Origin of the sequence: Pseudophaeobacter sp. (genome assembly GCF_048267565.1) — a bacterium.
In the GTDB taxonomy this organism is placed as follows: domain Bacteria; phylum Pseudomonadota; class Alphaproteobacteria; order Rhodobacterales; family Rhodobacteraceae; genus Pseudophaeobacter; species Pseudophaeobacter profundi.
This window is the reverse complement of the sequence record NZ_JBLWXG010000001.1, coordinates 648967-664980: the sequence shown is the minus strand read 5'-3', so window position 1 is coordinate 664980 and position 16014 is coordinate 648967. Positions and strand designations below refer to the sequence as shown.

Below are 16014 nucleotides of genomic sequence, written 5' to 3'. Positions count from 1 at the left end.
GCCTTAGTCGGTGCTGCGCAGCCGACTGATTTGCACCAGCACAACGGCGCTAAGCGGGATCAGCAGTTTAAGCAGGGCAACCGTGATCAGCAAAAGGCCGAGCTGGTTGTAATCTGCCGGAGTTGAAACCTGACCGCTGGCATTGCTGACCTCTCGGGTGACGACAAAGAATTCGTTCAGGTATTTTGTCCCCAGGCTGGAGGCCGAGAGAGCCAGATTGGTAAAGGCTGCCATCACCGCAAAAAAGGTTGCCTTCAGGTTGCTGGGCGCGTTGCGGGCGATCCAGGCGAGCATCGGGATCATGGCGACCTGCCCCAGGGGGGATTCAACCGCCGTATCGACCAGTGCAATGAAGCGGGCATCCACCACACCACCAGTCAAGGGGGCAGTCCAGTTCTGCAGGCCATAGTAGAGGCCGATATTGGGCAGGCTCAGCATGGCCTCGCTTAGCGCGAGAAATATGATGATCCAGGCGATGGTGTTGTTTGCGATCAGCGGCCGCAGCACCACCATGCCAAAGAGCGTCAGTAGCGATGAAATCAGCGAGAGCACAGACAGAAACTGCTGGTCAAAGCTCAGCACGTCGATTTCAAACCAGGTGGCAGCAGCCCCGGTCAGGGGCGTGGCGCGATAGGCAAAGATGATAATCGCGGTACCGATCAGGGCACGCGCCTGTGCTGGTGTCAGAACCTTGATCAACTGACGCATCAGCAACAGCACAATAAGCATAGATCCCGCAAAGACCAGCTCTTGCCCCTGTTCGATATCATTCAGGCCAATGCCAAGGGTCAGGGCCACAAAAGCACCGCCGCCGATGAAATACCACCAGTTCACCGAGACCGGATCGCGGGGCAGGGTAAGGCGGGCTTTGATGTCAGCAGTCGATAGCCCCATACGGCGCAGCCTGGCACCAAGCTGCAGGCGCTGAAACAGCGCCACGGCGATTCCCGTCAGCGACAGCAGTGGCACCAGCTGCGCCAAGAGAAAGACCTGGGCATATAGCGCGCCCTTGTCTGCCTGCGTCAGGGCGTCGGCGCCGTCAAACAGCCAGACATTCAGCGCCGCCGCAGCGCTGAAACCACCAATCAGGGCAATCCGGCCCAGGGTCTGCATCGTGGTATGCAGCACACGGGTTTCTGCCGCGGTAAACTCGGCTCCCTCTGCATCATAACGGGGAACGGCTTCGACAGACATTGCATCCGCCACGATATCTTGCAGCACAAACCCGCAGGGCGCGAGCAGGGCCGAAGTCACATACCAGGCATTGGGGGGCATCACCGCAGCCATCACATCAGGAATGAGAAGCAGGCTGGCGAGAATGCCATAGCTTGTCGCCATCAGCGCAGCGCCCAGCACGATGAGCAGATATTTCCAGCGCCACATCAGATCGACCAAATGGCCCAGCGGCATCTTCAGAGCCCAGGGCAGCCCGACCCAGAACCCCAAACCAGCAAGAAATGCGGCATCAAGGTCCAGGTATTCCTTTACATAAAAGGTCCCCGCCACAGAGGTGACGCCCTGCACGCCATAGGCAAAATAGATCAACAGTGGCGGCAGGAAGCTCCATCTCAATTGCCGCAGCAGGTCCAATAGGACCTGGTCGAACCATATATAGGCCCGGTTCATGTCAGCGGGCGCACCTTGAAGGCGGTGATCCGGTTGCCTTCTCTGCCCGTGACCTCAAACCGGAAGCCGTGGAAGGAAAACACCTGCCCCTTGGTGGGGATCATCTGGGCCTCGTGGATGACCAGGCCGGCAATGGTATTGGCCTCTTCATCCGGCAGGTTCCAGTCGGTGGCCCGGTTCAGATCGCGGATGGTGGTGGCGCCCTCGACGATAAAATTGCCATCGGATTCCTTGCGCACCAGTGACTCTTCGGCCGGGTCGAATTCATCGGTGATCTCGCCAACGATCTCTTCCAGAATATCTTCGAGTGTGATCAGCCCCTGCAGCGCACCATATTCATCCACCACCAGGGCAAAATGGCTGCGCATGCGCAGGAACTGCCGCATCTGATCGTCCAGCGTGGTTGTTTCAGGGACAAAATAGGGCGGTTTTGCTACCGTTGTGATCTCAAAATTCCGTAGCGCGCTGGCGTCGCCATCCGGGCCACCGATCTGGGCATACATTTCGCGCAGCAGATCCTTGGCATGGACAATGCCGATGATGTTTTCCTGTTCGCGCTTGAAGACGGGCAGGCGGGTATGCGGCGAGGTCAGGCATTGTTCCAGAATATCCGCAGGCTCTGCCTCGGCATCAATCATCTCGATATGAGAGCGGTGCAGCATGACCTCTTCTACAAAGCGATCCGATAGATCCAGCGCGCCAAGAATACGGTCGCGATCTTCCTTTTCGACCACACCTTCGGAATGGCCGATCTGCAGCGCGCCGGCGATTTCCTCCCGTACTGCCATGATATGGCTGTCAGGGTCGATCTGGACGCCAAACAGGCGCAGAATGCCCCGCACCAGAAAGCGCACGGCCGACACGATGGGGGCAAGAATGGTCACCAATACGCCAATGATCGGGGCCACCGCCGAGGCGGCCTTCTCTGCGTTGGAAATGGCATAGGTTTTTGGCAGAACCTCGGCGAAAACCAGCACCAGCAGGGTCATCACCAGGGTGGCAAAGGCCACACCGCTTTCGCCAAAGGCACGGGTCAACAGGGCCGTCGCCAGGGATGTCGCCAGGATATTTACCAGGTTGTTGCCCAGCAGAACCGACCCGATCAGCCGCTCGCTGTCTTCGGTCACTTTCAGGGCGCGTTCTGCGCCATGCGATCCCTTGTCGGCCTGGCTCCGCAATTTCCCCCGCGAGGCGGCTGTCAGGGCCGTTTCCGAGCCAGAGAAAAAAGCCGAGAGAACCAAGAGCAGCAGGATGGCCCCGGCTGAGATCCAGAATGCGCTGTCCAAAACGGTTTGGGCGGTGTCCATGGTGGGTCCAAATTCTGTTTGTGTCGTTCGATGTTATGGGCCGTAGCGGCCTATCAGACAAGTCCTGTTCAGGGTGTCCAATCTGGCGCAAAGGCAAGCGATACAGGGAGCAAGACAGGCGGGTAGCTGGTAGAGGAGCCGGGCCTGTCAGGGTGCCTGGTCCTGGCTTTCGTTCTGCGCAGCCTCGCCTTCGCCTGATTGAGCGCCGTCTGTTTCGGTTTCTGTCGCGCGCGATAGCGGGTGGTGTTGCAGCACCAGTTCGCTCAGCCGCGCATCCAGCACATGGGTATAGATCTCGGTGGTTGCAATATCGGCGTGGCCCAGCAGCGCCTGAATGGCTCGCAGATCGGCACCATTGGCCAAAAGATGGGTGGCAAAGGCGTGGCGCAGGGTATGAGGCGTGACTTTTTGCGGATCTACCCCGCCGCTCACCGCCAGGTCTTTGATCAGCAGGTAAAACCAGTGGCGCGTCAGGTGCCCGGATTTGCCGCGCGACGGAAACAGGAACTTTGATCCCGTGTGATCGGGGCGGGTCTGTTTTTCGGCCTGCTCGCTGTCGCGATGTTTCAGCCAGGCCCGCAGGGCAGCACGCGCCGGGGGCGATAGTGGCACCAGGCGTTCTTTATGGCCCTTGCCCATGACCAGCAGCATATTGGGATCGCCGCGCGCCGCCGCCAGCGGCAGCGAGACCAGTTCGCTCACCCGCATGCCGGTGGCATAGAGCAGCTCCATCAGGCAGGTGTTGCGCAGGCGGTCCGCAGGGCTGCGCCCCGTCTGGCGGGCAGCGTCAAGCAGTCGGTCGACCTCAATCACTTCCAGCGTCTTGGGCAGCGATTTGGCCCGTCCCGGCCCTTTGATCTGGATTGCCGGATTGTCGGCGCGCCAGCCTTCTTCAAAGGCAAAATGATAGAGCTGACGAATGGCAGATAACCGTCGGGCCCGGGTGGCGCGGGACAGCCCTTCGGCATCGCAGCTAATCAGATAGGCCTCGATATCGTCCCGGCTGGCGGCATCAAAGGCCCGGTTGCGATGGTGCAGCCAGGTGGCGGCATCTTTCAGGTCACGCCCATAGGCGAGCAGAGTATTGCGCGCCGCGCCCGCCTCGGCGGCCTGGGCCTCCAGAAAGGTAGAGATCCACTGCAGGTCATCGCGGGGCGCGGCCATTCAATCGCGCTCCAGTAGCATCAATTGTAGGGTGGCGCGCCGTGCGGTGTCTTCCAATCCTACTGCCCGTAATGCGGCCAGCGACTTGCTCAGCGCACCCAGGTTGCCCTGCGCTCCGCGCGCAAAGAGATCCATGGTTCGCAGGATCGCTTCGCCCAATTGCCCGTTGTCCAGCAGGGTACGGATTTCTGTAGGCACCTCGGCGTCTTCGTCAAACCCCTGAATGATCGATTGCATCAGGGGGGAGCTATGACGCAGGGATGATCCCTGCCGCGGTGGCGTGGCACCGTCGTTGGGCATTTCCTCTGTTGTTTCCACGGTATCCTGTGCCGCAGGGCTGGGGCGCTGCGCGATATTGCTGCCGGGGTTCCCGGGGGTACCCTGGGCCAGCGCGGCCAGAAATTTGTTTTTGTCGCTGTCCTTTGGCGGACTGTGAGACGCGATTTCATAGGTGGGGGCCAGCAGGCGGATCTGCCAGGCCAGTTCTGCTGCCGGGCCACTCAGCTTGAAACGCGCCAGCTGGGTCGAAAACAGATCGGCAAAGCCCACCTCCAATCCGGCCTGCTGCATCGCGGTCCAGACGGCGGGCAGGGCGTTGCCAACCTCGGCGCTGCTGCCACTGTTCAGGGCCGCCTCGAAATGCTGCAGAGCTGCGACCCGATCCCAGATCCCACCGGAGGCGGCAGGGCTGCGATCAGTATAGAGCCCCAGGAGCTGATTTGGGTTCAGCGCCCCGGCGCGTGTCAGACGCTCTGCCGCTTCCAGCTGGGCCTTCCAGCCAGCCAGGTCGCGCAGATCTGCCGCCGCAAAGGCCCGTGGCAGCGGCGCTGTGGGCAGCGGCTCGCCAATGGATTCGAACAATCGAAAGGTCAGCGGGTCGGGATTGCTTGGTCGGGACAGCGGCGGCGCCAGCTCGAATATATCGGGGTTGAGAAACCGGTCGAGCAGATCAAGCTGCGCCTTCGGCAACAGATCAAGCGCATGGGCCGATTCCAGCATCAGCGCCGCAGTGGGCCAGTCGCCACGCCGCGCCGAGCAGAAAATGCGCGCCCGGTAGTCGGGGGCAAGGTATGGCTCCGCAATCAGGGCGGTGCAGCTGCGGTCCTCACTACCGCTTAGCAGGGCGGTAAAGAACCAACGCCGAAACCGTGCCGGGCTGGCTGTCGGGCCTGCCTGTTCCACTAGTGCCTGCGCCGGGTCCGACGCCCCAAGGCTGATCAATCGATCCAGCCGCGCCAGCAAAACGACATCGCCCTCGGCGCGCAGTGGCCGACTTTCCGACAGCAGCAGGGTAAACAGCAGCGATTGCATCGCCGGATTCCCCCGCACCGAAACTGATCGGATCAGTCGGGAAATGACTTCGGGGTCGCTGCCGCGCCACAGGTCCACCGGCAACCCGGTTGCAGATGGCGCGACCAGCCCGGTTGGCGGCAGCAGCGCCTGCAGGGGCGTTACGGTGATATGCGGATGACTGGCGCTGCCGGTCACCGGTGGCTCTAGCAGGACGGTGCTGGGCAACGGACCGGTACTGCTTGGTTGCCCCAGCCAGTCAATAACGGTGAGCGGTGCCTGACTGTGCCCCTGGGCCTCTAGCGTACCAAAGGGCAGAGAGATCGCCAGGGCAGTGAAAGCAAGAGTGGCGAAAGAGCGATTCTTTTTCCGCTGTTTTTTGCCCCGGTCAGTTTGCATCTAGGACGACCGGTTTTCGGACTTCTTCAATGGGGACACTGAAATCAGCCCCGAACCATGGGCCGAGATAGGCATAGGCTATCAAAGCCACTGCCGCCAGAACCCCAAAAATGACAAGATATTTGATCAATCGCACCATTGCACACCTGCTGCCTGCTTCTTTGTATTTTGACCAAGTTATATATGGCCTTTTTTGCAATATCACGTCATTCACTGAAGAATGAGCGAAAAAGAGCAAATGACCGAGGCAGATGCCTCAAAGCCCGATCCCGGACGCTTGAAAAAGACTGTTGTCATGGTTGGCATGATGGGCGCAGGAAAAACGGCAGTTGGCCGCGCCCTGGCCGCGCGGCTGGGGGTGCCCTTTCTGGATAGCGATCACGAAATCGAAGCCGCCGCCAATATGACTATCCCCGAGATTTTTGCCCGCGATGGCGAGGCCTTCTTTCGTCTGAAAGAGCGCCAGGTCATTGCCCGGCTGTTGACCGAGGAATGCGGCGTGCTGTCCACCGGAGGCGGTGCCTTTCTGGCGGCGGAAAATCGTGAAACCATCACCCGAAATGGTGCCTCGATCTGGCTGCAGGCCGATCTGGAGGTGCTGTGGAACCGGGTCCGCCACCGGGATACGCGGCCTCTGTTGCAGACCGCTGACCCCCGCGCCACCCTGGCAGAGCTGTATCAGCAGCGGGTGCCACTTTATGCCAAGGCAGATATCGCGGTGGTATCGGATGGGCGGGCGTCGATTGAACAAATGGTAGACCGGGTGCTGCTGGCCCTACAGGCGCGACCTGACGTATTGGAGAGCTGATAATGGAACGGATCGTACATGTTCCCCTGGAGGGGCGCGCCTATGATGTGGTGATCGGGCCGGGGCTGTTGCAGCACGCCGGGCAGCGAATTCGGCCCTTTGTGACGCGCCCGCGTGTGGCGGTGATCACGGATGAAACGGTTGCGGGCCTGCATCTGGATGCCCTGCGCGCCGGGCTGGCCGACGCCGGGATTGAAATGGTCTCTCTGGCCTTGCCGGCGGGTGAGTCAACCAAGAGCTGGCCGCAGTTTTCGCGCGCGGTGGAATGGCTGCTGGAGCAAAAGGTAGAGCGCAACGACGTCGTCATCGCCCTTGGCGGTGGGGTGATTGGTGATCTGGTCGGATTTGCCGCCTCTGTGCTGCGCCGTGGCGTAAGGTTCGTACAGATCCCGACCTCGCTGTTGGCGCAGGTCGACAGCTCTGTCGGTGGCAAGACCGGCATCAACGCGCCCCAGGGCAAGAACCTGATTGGTGCCTTTCATCAGCCTACATTGGTGCTGGCGGATACGGCGGTTCTGGGCACGCTTAGCGCGCGCGATTTCCTGGCCGGCTATGGCGAAGTGGTCAAATACGGCATGCTGGGCGATGCGGATTTCTTTTCATGGCTGGAAGAAAAGGGGCCAGATCTGGCCTCGGGCGATATGCAGGCGCGGGTCGAGGCAGTGGCCCGTTCGGTGCAGATGAAGGCGGATATCGTGGTCGAGGATGAAACCGAACTGGGCAACCGCGCGCTCTTGAACCTGGGCCATACCTTTTGCCACGCGCTAGAGGCCGCAACCGGTTATTCCAACCGACTGATGCACGGCGAAGGCGTGGCCATTGGCTGCGCGCTGGCCTTTGAGCTGTCGTCACGTTTGGGCCTGTGCAGCCAGGAAGATCCCAGCCGGGTACGCGCCCATCTGAAAGCCATGGGGATGAAAACTGATCTGTCGGATATCGACGGCAGCTTACCCGATGCCGAGACCCTGCTGGAACTGATGAGCCAGGACAAGAAGGTGGTGGACGGCCAGTTGCGCTTTGTCCTTGCCCGCAGCATTGGCGAGGCCTTTGTCACTGCAGATGTGCCCCAAGAGGTGGTCTTGTCTGTCTTGCAGGACGCCTTGGCGGATCGCCCTCAGGCTTAGATCCTGCTGGGTTGGGCCAGTTAGCGCGCCAAGACGAACAGTAGAAACCTAAGAAAAAGGGCCAGCAGATGCTGGCCCTTTTCTGATTGCCCGGACGTATGGTTGTCTTGCCAGTTTCACGCGTGTTTGTCCGGCCTGGCCTTTTTGCCTTTGCAGCCGGACATGCGCGATTGGGGAGTTTAAAATGGGATCTCGTCGTCGTCGATGTTGTGCGACGGGCCGCTGCTGCCGCCGCCATAGCCACCACCCTGCTGGCTGCCGCTGTCGTAGCCACCGCCACTGCCGCCACCATAGCCGCCACCCTGTCCGCTGTCTTGGCCGCCGCCAAAACCACCGCCGCCTTCGCCACGACCGTCCAGCATGGTCAGCGTGGCACCAAAGCCCTGCAGCACGACTTCGGTGGAATAGCGGTCATTTCCGCTTTGGTCCTGCCATTTGCGGGTCTGCAACTGGCCTTCGATATAGACCTTGGAGCCTTTGCGCAGATATTGCTCTGCGACCCGGACCAGACCTTCGCTGAAGATTGCAACCGAATGCCATTCGGTGCGTTCACGGCGTTCGCCGGTGTTGCGGTCTTTCCAGTTTTCGGAAGTGGCAATGCGCAGATTGCACACTTTGCCGCCGTTCTGAAACGACCGGACTTCTGGGTCGCGGCCCAGGTTGCCGATGAGGATGACTTTGTTGACTGAGCCGGCCATTGGGGTCCGTCCTTATTTCTATCTTATGTTGTAACGCGTGCGGGACTACGAGCGAATCTCATCCGCAAAGTTGGGGGGAGGGTATAGACCTTGGCGCGGGGTGAAAAGCGCTGCTCTGATCCTGATGGGATTTCTGTGTCTCAATACCTTGCAGCAATGGCGGTAAACCGCAGAGCCCAGTCGGCAGGATCGCTTTCATTTGGTAAACGTTTCGTTATAGTATGGCAAAATATTTGCAGGGTTAAGGGGGGGAGCAATGCGGTCACAGAGATTTGGGATGTCATGTGCCTGTCTTGCAGGTGGGCTTATGCTGGCATCCAGCGCATCTGCGGATATGTTCAGCACCAAGAGCCGACGTGATTTATTTGCGTCGCACACGCGAATTCTGGATACCCGTGCCGCGCAGCAGTATGAAAACTCTGTCCGTTTGCAGCCAAAGCCTATTCCCGGCCTGACCTCAGCCAGCCCGCGCTACAGCGGCAAGTATCGCGGTGAATACCTGGCGATGGCGCGCCGGGCTGCACGTAAACATGGGGTGCCCGAAGATCTGTTTCTGCGGCTGGTGCAGCAGGAAAGCAATTGGAACCCAAATGCGAAATCCCACAAAGGAGCTATGGGGCTGGCGCAGCTGATGCCTGCCACGGCGCGCAGGCTAGGGGTGGACCCGGCTATTCCGAAACAAAATCTTGAAGGTGGCGCGCGCTATCTGGCCAAACAGTTTCGCAACTTTGGCTCCTGGCGTCTGGCGCTTGCCGCCTATAATGCCGGGCCGCAGGCGGTGCGCAAATATGGCGGAGTACCGCCCTACAAAGAAACCCAAAACTACGTGGCCGTCATCTGGGGCAGCTGATGCCTGCGCAGGCGAGGGGCCAGAGCGGTGCCTGGATGCAAAGCATCCAGATTGCGCGGGCGTGTCAGATCGTGCAGACGGGGCTGACAGGATGTCTGACCAGTCCATGCGGCCATCCCGTCGCGCCAGCACGGATCGCGTTAACGAGATCGTAATTTTGCTTAACGCCCTGTTAACTCCGCTACGTTGCCACCAATCGGCCTTAATTTTTTATGATCTTGCCTGCGATTTCAGGAGGAATTCACGTGACCAGCAGAAGCTTTGAAGACCGGCTAGAGCGCATTCAATGGACACCTGGCGTGGTGCCGACACATGACATGATTGATAGCGTATTGGGCGGGCGCGGACTGGCCAAGGCCCGCAGCGTCGGGGCAACTCTGTTTGGTGCGATTTTTGGCATTACGATTGGGTTTGGCGTCAAGGGTATAACGCTTGCCGAGTCCCCCTGGGGGCCGGATACTGGTTTGCCGGGGCTGGTCGGTGGTGGGCTGTCGCTTGCGGCGATGGGCGTTTCGATTGTTCTGGCGCTCTATGTCGCGCTGCGCAGTCGGCGTCACCCATGGTTGATGCAGTTTTCTTCAATGAATCTGCTTATGATTGTGGTGCTTTTGTTGAGCTAAGCACTGATTTTACCATTGGAAATTGCGCTACATCAACGATCGCAGTATGGGGATGGGGAAACTACCGGCATCGCCCCTCATTCCGGAGCCCATGATGAAGCCCGCTCAATCTTCTATCCGTTTTACGCTTGCCGCGCTTTGGATCCTGTGCGGCAGCGCAGGTCAGGCGCAGCCGCCCTTGGAAGAGTTGGGCCTGGAAGAGCTGGGAGAGGCGCTGTTTCACGATCAGGATCTATCGCTAAATCGGACCCAGGCCTGCGCCAGTTGCCACGCGCCGGAAATGGGCTTTAGTGATCCGCGCCCATCGGCGCGCGGCGCATTTTCTTTGGGGGATGACGGCCATTCCCTGGGAAACCGCAACGCGCCGACCGCTTCTTACGCGGGCTTCATCCCGCCCTTTCAGAAAAACGCAGATGGTGCCTGGATCGGTGGCCTGTTCTGGGATGGCCGGGCGCGTGATCTGGAAGAGCAGGCCGGTGGCCCGCCCTTGAACCCGGTCGAGATGGGGTTGCCGGATAAGGCGGTTCTGGTGCAGCGACTGCGGGAAAAACCTGCCTATCAAGCGGCCTTTGCCGGGCTGTTTTCGCCCGATGTTCTGCAAGATCCAGATCGGGGATTTGCGGCTATGACTGCGGCAATTGCCGCCTTTGAACGCAGCGCAGAATTCGCTCCCTTTGACAGTAAGTATGACCGCTACCTTGCTGGAAAGGCACAGTTTTCGAAAGAGGAAGAGCTAGGCCGCACCCTGTTCTTCTCCGATCAGTTCACCAATTGCAACCAATGCCATCAGCTGCGCCAAAGCCCGATGGACGCGCAAGAGACCTTCAGTGACTACAGCTATCACAATATCGGTGTGCCGCAAAATCCCGCAGTGCAGCAAGAGGTCGGCCTGGCAGCTGACTATGTCGATGACGGGTTATTGGCCAATCCGGCGGTGACGGATCCGGCCGAGCGCGGAAAATTCCGTACCCCCACCCTGCGAAATGTCGCGGTGACCGGCCCCTATATGCACAATGGGGTGTTCCAGGATCTGCGCAGTGTCGTGTTGTTTTACAACCGCTATAACAGCAAGGCCGCCGCAGCGCAGATTAATCCAGAAACCGGCCAGCCCTGGGGCGACCCAATGGTGCCCGGTACGCTGTCGCAAAAGGAACTCACCCATGGTCCTGCGCTGGATGAACGCCGGGTGGCGGCACTGGTCGCCTTTTTGAAGACGCTCACAGATCAGCGCTATGAATCCCTGCTAGAAGACTAGCGCCGGTATCCCGGCGCTGGCTCAGTTCCGCAATGTAGCGATCATTCTGCGGCAACCGTGATCACCGGCGACATCCGTGCCAGCATCTCATCGCTCAGGTGGCATTTGATCTGATGGCCTGCCTGCATCTCGCGGGTGGGCGGCACAGTGGTTTCACACAGCCCGCCGGGCACTTCGCTCTTCCAGCGGCAGCGGGTCTGAAACGGGCAGCCAGAGGGCGGATCCATCGCCGAAGGAATATCCCCCTCCAGCACGATATGCTGCTTTTCGACCGAGGTATCAGCGATAGGCACAGCGCTTAGCAATGCTTCGGTATAGGGATGATAGGGCGGGGAAAAGACCTGATCGGTATCGCCCAATTCGACCACATGGCCCAGATACATCACCATCACCCGATCGCTGAGATAGCGCACAATTGAAAGATCGTGGCTGATGAACAGCAGGGTGGTCTTTTCCTTGCGCTGAATTTCCATCAGCAAATCGGTCACCGCCGCCTGCACCGAGACATCAAGCGCCGAAACAGGCTCATCCGCGACCACAATGCGCGCGCCACCAGAAAAGGCCCGCGCAATGCCGACCCGTTGTTTCTGACCGCCCGACAATTGGCGCGGCATGCGGTTTGCAAAGGCCCGTGGCAGTTTCACCAGATCCAGCAGCTCTAGCATGCGCTGTTTCCGGTCCTGATCAGAGCTACCGAAATCAAACACCTCCAGCGCGCGGATGATCTGGCGACCAACCGTCATAGAGGGGTTGAGCGTATCAAAAGGGTTCTGGAACACCATCTGCACATCGGAAATGGTGCGGGTGTCGCGATCTTCAATCGCGGTCTGCTCGATGTTGTTGCCATCCAGCAGAATCTCCCCCTCGGTTGCCGTTTCCAGCCCCATCAACACCTTGGCAAAGGTCGATTTCCCGCAGCCGGATTCACCAACGATTGCAAGAGTTTCCGATTCGCGCGCTGCAAAGCTCAGGGTCTCGTTTGCCTTCACCACCCTTTTTGCACCGCCGCCAAACAGCGCATTTGCCGCCACCTCATAGTATTTCTTCAGGTTGTCGATCTGTAGAACCACCTTGCCCGGTTGGGTCTTTTCCTTCTGCTCGGCCAGCGTGATCGGCGCTGCCCAGTCAATTTCAAGGTGCTTCAGACAGCGGGTCGCATGGCGATCATTGCCCGCCACGGGCGACATTTCGATTTCGCCCTGATCGCAGCGCCCAGGCTCAAAGTAATCACAGCGAGGACCAAAATTGCAGCCCTGTGGCCGTTCATGCGGCAGGGGAAAATTTCCCGGAATCGCCACCAGGGGATGGGCATTCTTGTCAGCCCCAGGCAGGGGAATGGAACGAAACAGCGCCTGAGTATAAGGGTGCTGCATATCATCAAACACCTCGGAAATCGACCCTCGCTCCACCGCTTCTCCGGAATACATCACACAGAGACGATCGCAGGTTTCCAGGATCAAACCCAGGTTATGGCTGATAAACAGCATCGACGTGCCGTATTTCTTGCCCAGATCCCGCACCAGTTCAACCACCGCCGCCTCAACCGTGACATCCAGCGCGGTTGTCGGCTCATCCAGGATCAGCAGCGCCGGCTTTGACATCAGGGCCATGGCGATGACGATCCGCTGCTGTTGCCCACCTGACAACTGATGCGGATAGGCCTGCAGCATCCGCTCAGGATCCGGCAAGCGCACATCGGTAACCACCTCCAACGCACGGTCATAGGCCTCTTTCTCGCCAAGCCCCTCGTGGATCATTGGCACTTCCATCAACTGACGCCCGATCTTCATCGCCGGGTTCAGGCTGGCCATGGGCTCTTGATAGATCATCGCAATTTCATTGCCGCGAATGTCGCGCAGCTCATCGGCGCTCATCTCGGCCAGATCGCGGCCCTTAAAGCGGATATTGCCGCCAACGATGCGGCCATTCTTGCCCAGGTCCTGCATCACCCCCAGCGCCACGGTTGACTTTCCACAGCCGGATTCACCAACCAGACCAACGGCTTCCCCAGGTTGTACCGAGACGGAAAAATCCATCACCGCCGGGATTTCATGCCGCCGGGTGAAAAACGAAATCGACAGCTTGTCGATTTCAAGGATCGGCCCATCATATTCTGCCATTTTGCTCATCTTGTATCTCCCTATCGGGGCAAGAGGGGACAGCGCCCCTTCATTTGGCTGCAAATATCCCGGGGGCCCGGGGGCTGGCCCCCGGCAATGCCGGCTCCGGAAAAACCAACGCGGATCAATCCTTCATGCTCTCTTCTCGCAGTCCGTCTGCCAGTAGGTTCAAGCCCAAGACCAGGCTCAACAGCGCAAAGGCCGGGGGCAGGGCGGGGTGCAGGTAGATCGCCAACAGCTTGCGCCCCTCATTGATGGTAGATCCCCAATCCGGGCTTTCGGGCGGCAGGCCAAGCCCAAAGAAGCCAAGCGTCCCCAGCAGGATGGTTGTATAGCCAATGCGCAGGCAGAAATCGACGATCAGCGGCCCGCGGGCATTGGGCAGAACCTCCCACAGCATGATATACCAAGGGCGCTCACCCCGGGTCTGGGCGGCGGCAACATAGTCGCGGGTTTTGATATCCATTGTCAGGCCGCGCACGATGCGAAACACGGTGGGCGAGTTGACAAAGACCACAGAAACAAAAACCACCAGTATGCCGCCCGGAATATTAAAGAGATCAAGGCTTTGGGGTAAGAAGTTGATTTTTGATCCAGTCTGATTGATCAGTGAAAAATACCCCCAGACCAGCGGGATTAGCGCCACAGACAACCATAGCCGGTTCTGCTGCGGCTGGGTGCGAAACCGCGCATTGATCAACACCGTGAAAAAGATCAGTGGAAAGGCAAAAAGCACCGCGGCCATATATTGTGGCAGACCGGTTTGAACGATCTCGGGTGTCACCAAGAGATAGAAGAGCAAGATAACCGGGAAGGCGAGGATCAGGTTGGCAAGAAAGGATAGGATCGTATCAATCCGGCCGCCAAAATACCCGGCTGGCAGGCCCAGCGTGATACCGGCCATAAAGGCAAACAGGGTTGCCAGCGGTGCAATTTTCACCACCTCCCAGGCGCCCTTGACCATACGGCTAAAAACATCGCGGGCCAGGTTGTCGCCCCCCAGGAGATACCATTGGAAATCACCGTCTTCGGGACGTGGCAGTGGGGTGCCGGGCACTTTGTTCTTCAGACCGGAAAGCTGCGCCAATGGATCATGGGTGATTATCAGGTCAAAGGCCCCGAATATGCCGGTAAAAACCCAGAACATCACCAGGCCAAAGCCGATCATGCCGATGGGGCTGTCAAACAGCTTGCCATACAGGCCCAGGCGCTGCTTGAACCTGATGGACAGGGCAAAGAGGAGCACCAAGGCGATCCAGACCGGCAAAAGCCGCTGGGCAATGGCACCAATGATGCCCGCGCCAGTGCCCAGTGCCAGCCCCAGAACCAGATAGGCCGCAATGACGGCCGCCGTAAGCAGAAAGGCCAGGCGCACCACAAGGCCGCTCAGCTCTCGCGGGCCGGTCGGCAGGCCGAGGCCCGCGCCAGAGGGGGTGATCGCGCGGTTTTCCGGCAGCAGACTGCTAAGCCCAATCCAGGCCAGCACCGACAGGCCCAACAGCCCAAGGCCCAGCGCCAAAACGGGGTTCAGGAAGGCAATTTGGCCGGTCCAGCTAAGAGGGTCCATCTCTCTCTCCTTCCTTTATGAAATACGAATACGAGGGTTGAGGTAGACATAGCCGATGTCTGAAATCAGCTGCGTCACCAGCACAACAACAACAGAGACGACGGAAATCGCCAGGAGCAATTCGATGTCGTTGTTGCCGGCGGCTTCAACCAGGATCCAGCCAAAGCCTTTGTAATTGAAAAGAGTTTCCACGATTACCACGCCGTTCAGCAACCAGGGGAACTGCAGCATGATGACGGTAAAGGGGGCGATCAGAGCATTGCGCAGCGCATGTTTCAAAACGATATTGTGGAAACTCACGCCCTTTAGTCGGGCGGTGCGGATATATTGCGCCGTCATCACCTCGGTCATCGAGGCCCGCGTCATCCGTGCGATATAGCCCATACCATAAAGCGCAATGGTCAGGACCGGCAGAAAGAAATTCTCAAAGGTCGGGTTCTCCATTGCGGATGTCGCTGTGCCCTTGAACCACTTCAGCCCGACGGTCGAAGAGGTGAAGATCGCAATCAAAATCACGCCAGAAACATATTCTGGCGTTGCGGTGGTCAGGATCGACACAGTGGAGAGGCTGCGGTCGGTCACCGACCCTTCACGCATGCCCGCCAACACCCCGATGATCAGCGCTGACGGGACCATGATGACCAGAACCCACAGCATCAGATATCCGGTATTGCCCAGGCGGACGGATATAATTGACGCCACATCGTCTTTGAACCGGGTGGAATAGCCCCATTCGCCCTGCAGGATGCCGCAGAAGCGCGCAGCCTGACCTGCCTCGGCCTCTGGCTGCGTACCGGTGATGCATCGCCCTGTGACACCCTCTTCAGTGGTGCGGGTCCAGCCCGGCAAAGCGCCCAGCCATTGGCCGTATTTCACCACAGCCGGCTGCCCGTAACCGTTGTTGTTGAGCCAGCTGTTTACCGCTTCGTCGCTCATCCGGAAATTGCCCTGGGTCTTGGCCAGTTTTTCCAGGTTTGGTTCGAGGTTGGTCAATATGAAAACGATGAACGTCAGGCATAGTGCCGTCAGGATCATCACACCTGATCGGCGTAAAATAAACAATCCCATTGGGGTCCCTGTCTGTCTGGCGTCAATACCGGCACCGTCGGGGCGGCGCAGTGTTGATGGCTGAGGGAGAGAGCGCCCCCGCGCGCTAGGTCGTGGCGCAGGGGCGGGTACTGGTGGC

General features: G+C 59.2%; 14 protein-coding genes. 5 read left to right on the top strand and 9 right to left on the bottom strand.

Going from position 1 to position 16014, the window contains the following annotated elements; genetic code table 11:
• Nucleotides 1-3: 3 nt before the first annotated feature.
• From ACN0VH_RS03120 to ACN0VH_RS03100, 5 genes are all read right to left on the bottom strand, one after another.
• Nucleotides 4-1626: an MFS transporter gene (locus ACN0VH_RS03120; RefSeq protein WP_278921799.1), complete on the bottom strand. Its 1623-nt coding sequence runs from the start codon at nt 1624-1626 to the stop codon at nt 4-6.
• Entirely contained in the window at nt 1623-2933 is a 1311-nt protein-coding gene (locus ACN0VH_RS03115) for an HlyC/CorC family transporter (protein ID WP_278921798.1), read from the bottom strand. The genes ACN0VH_RS03120 and ACN0VH_RS03115 overlap by 4 nt, the downstream gene beginning before the upstream one ends.
• A 147-nt stretch (nt 2934-3080) precedes the next feature.
• Complete coding sequence (locus ACN0VH_RS03110; RefSeq protein WP_278921797.1) at nt 3081-4097, bottom strand: tyrosine recombinase; 1017 nt, start codon at nt 4095-4097, stop codon at nt 3081-3083.
• Nucleotides 4098-5786, bottom strand: a complete 1689-nt coding sequence (locus ACN0VH_RS03105; RefSeq protein WP_417699471.1) for a hypothetical protein — start codon at nt 5784-5786, stop codon at nt 4098-4100.
• Nucleotides 5776-5925, bottom strand: coding sequence for a hypothetical protein (locus ACN0VH_RS03100; RefSeq protein ID WP_417699470.1), 150 nt, complete (start codon nt 5923-5925; stop codon nt 5776-5778). The genes ACN0VH_RS03105 and ACN0VH_RS03100 overlap by 11 nt, the downstream gene beginning before the upstream one ends.
• Before the next feature lie 81 nt (nt 5926-6006).
• Between ACN0VH_RS03100 and ACN0VH_RS03095 the strand changes: the two genes are divergently transcribed.
• Together ACN0VH_RS03095 and aroB are read left to right on the top strand one after the other, a co-directional pair.
• Nucleotides 6007-6594, top strand: a complete 588-nt coding sequence (locus ACN0VH_RS03095; RefSeq protein ID WP_417699469.1) for a shikimate kinase — start codon at nt 6007-6009, stop codon at nt 6592-6594.
• 2 nt (nt 6595-6596) lie between these two features.
• Nucleotides 6597-7718 (top strand): 3-dehydroquinate synthase, encoded by a 1122-nt coding sequence (gene aroB, locus ACN0VH_RS03090; protein ID WP_417699468.1) that lies wholly within the window; start codon nt 6597-6599, stop codon nt 7716-7718.
• Nucleotides 7719-7897: 179 nt separating this feature from the next.
• On the opposite strand, the gene ssb is transcribed toward aroB, so the two are convergent.
• Nucleotides 7898-8416 (bottom strand): single-stranded DNA-binding protein, encoded by a 519-nt coding sequence (ssb, locus tag ACN0VH_RS03085; protein ID WP_278921792.1) that lies wholly within the window; start codon nt 8414-8416, stop codon nt 7898-7900.
• A 307-nt stretch (nt 8417-8723) separates the two neighbouring features.
• Between ssb and ACN0VH_RS03080 the strand changes: the two genes are divergently transcribed.
• From ACN0VH_RS03080 to ACN0VH_RS03070, 3 genes are all read left to right on the top strand, one after another.
• Nucleotides 8724-9266 (top strand): lytic transglycosylase domain-containing protein, encoded by a 543-nt coding sequence (locus ACN0VH_RS03080; protein ID WP_417699467.1) that lies wholly within the window; start codon nt 8724-8726, stop codon nt 9264-9266.
• A gap of 245 nt (nt 9267-9511) precedes the next feature.
• On the top strand, nt 9512-9886 hold the full coding sequence (locus ACN0VH_RS03075; protein WP_278921790.1) for a hypothetical protein: 375 nt from the start codon (nt 9512-9514) through the stop codon (nt 9884-9886).
• 94 nt (nt 9887-9980) lie between these two features.
• The gene (locus ACN0VH_RS03070; protein WP_417699466.1) at nt 9981-11141 is read left to right on the top strand and encodes a cytochrome-c peroxidase; all 1161 of its coding nucleotides are present in this window, start codon (nt 9981-9983) and stop codon (nt 11139-11141) included.
• A 41-nt stretch (nt 11142-11182) separates the two neighbouring features.
• Here ACN0VH_RS03070 and ACN0VH_RS03065 read toward each other — a convergent pair whose 3' ends face one another.
• From ACN0VH_RS03065 to ACN0VH_RS03055, 3 genes are all read right to left on the bottom strand, one after another.
• The gene (locus tag ACN0VH_RS03065; protein WP_417699465.1) at nt 11183-13270 is read right to left on the bottom strand and encodes a dipeptide ABC transporter ATP-binding protein; all 2088 of its coding nucleotides are present in this window, start codon (nt 13268-13270) and stop codon (nt 11183-11185) included.
• 115 nt (nt 13271-13385) lie between these two features.
• Nucleotides 13386-14828, bottom strand: a complete 1443-nt coding sequence (locus tag ACN0VH_RS03060) for an ABC transporter permease (protein WP_417699464.1) — start codon at nt 14826-14828, stop codon at nt 13386-13388.
• A gap of 15 nt (nt 14829-14843) precedes the next feature.
• Nucleotides 14844-15896 (bottom strand): ABC transporter permease, encoded by a 1053-nt coding sequence (locus tag ACN0VH_RS03055; RefSeq protein ID WP_417699463.1) that lies wholly within the window; start codon nt 15894-15896, stop codon nt 14844-14846.
• Nucleotides 15897-16014: the final 118 nt, after the last annotated feature.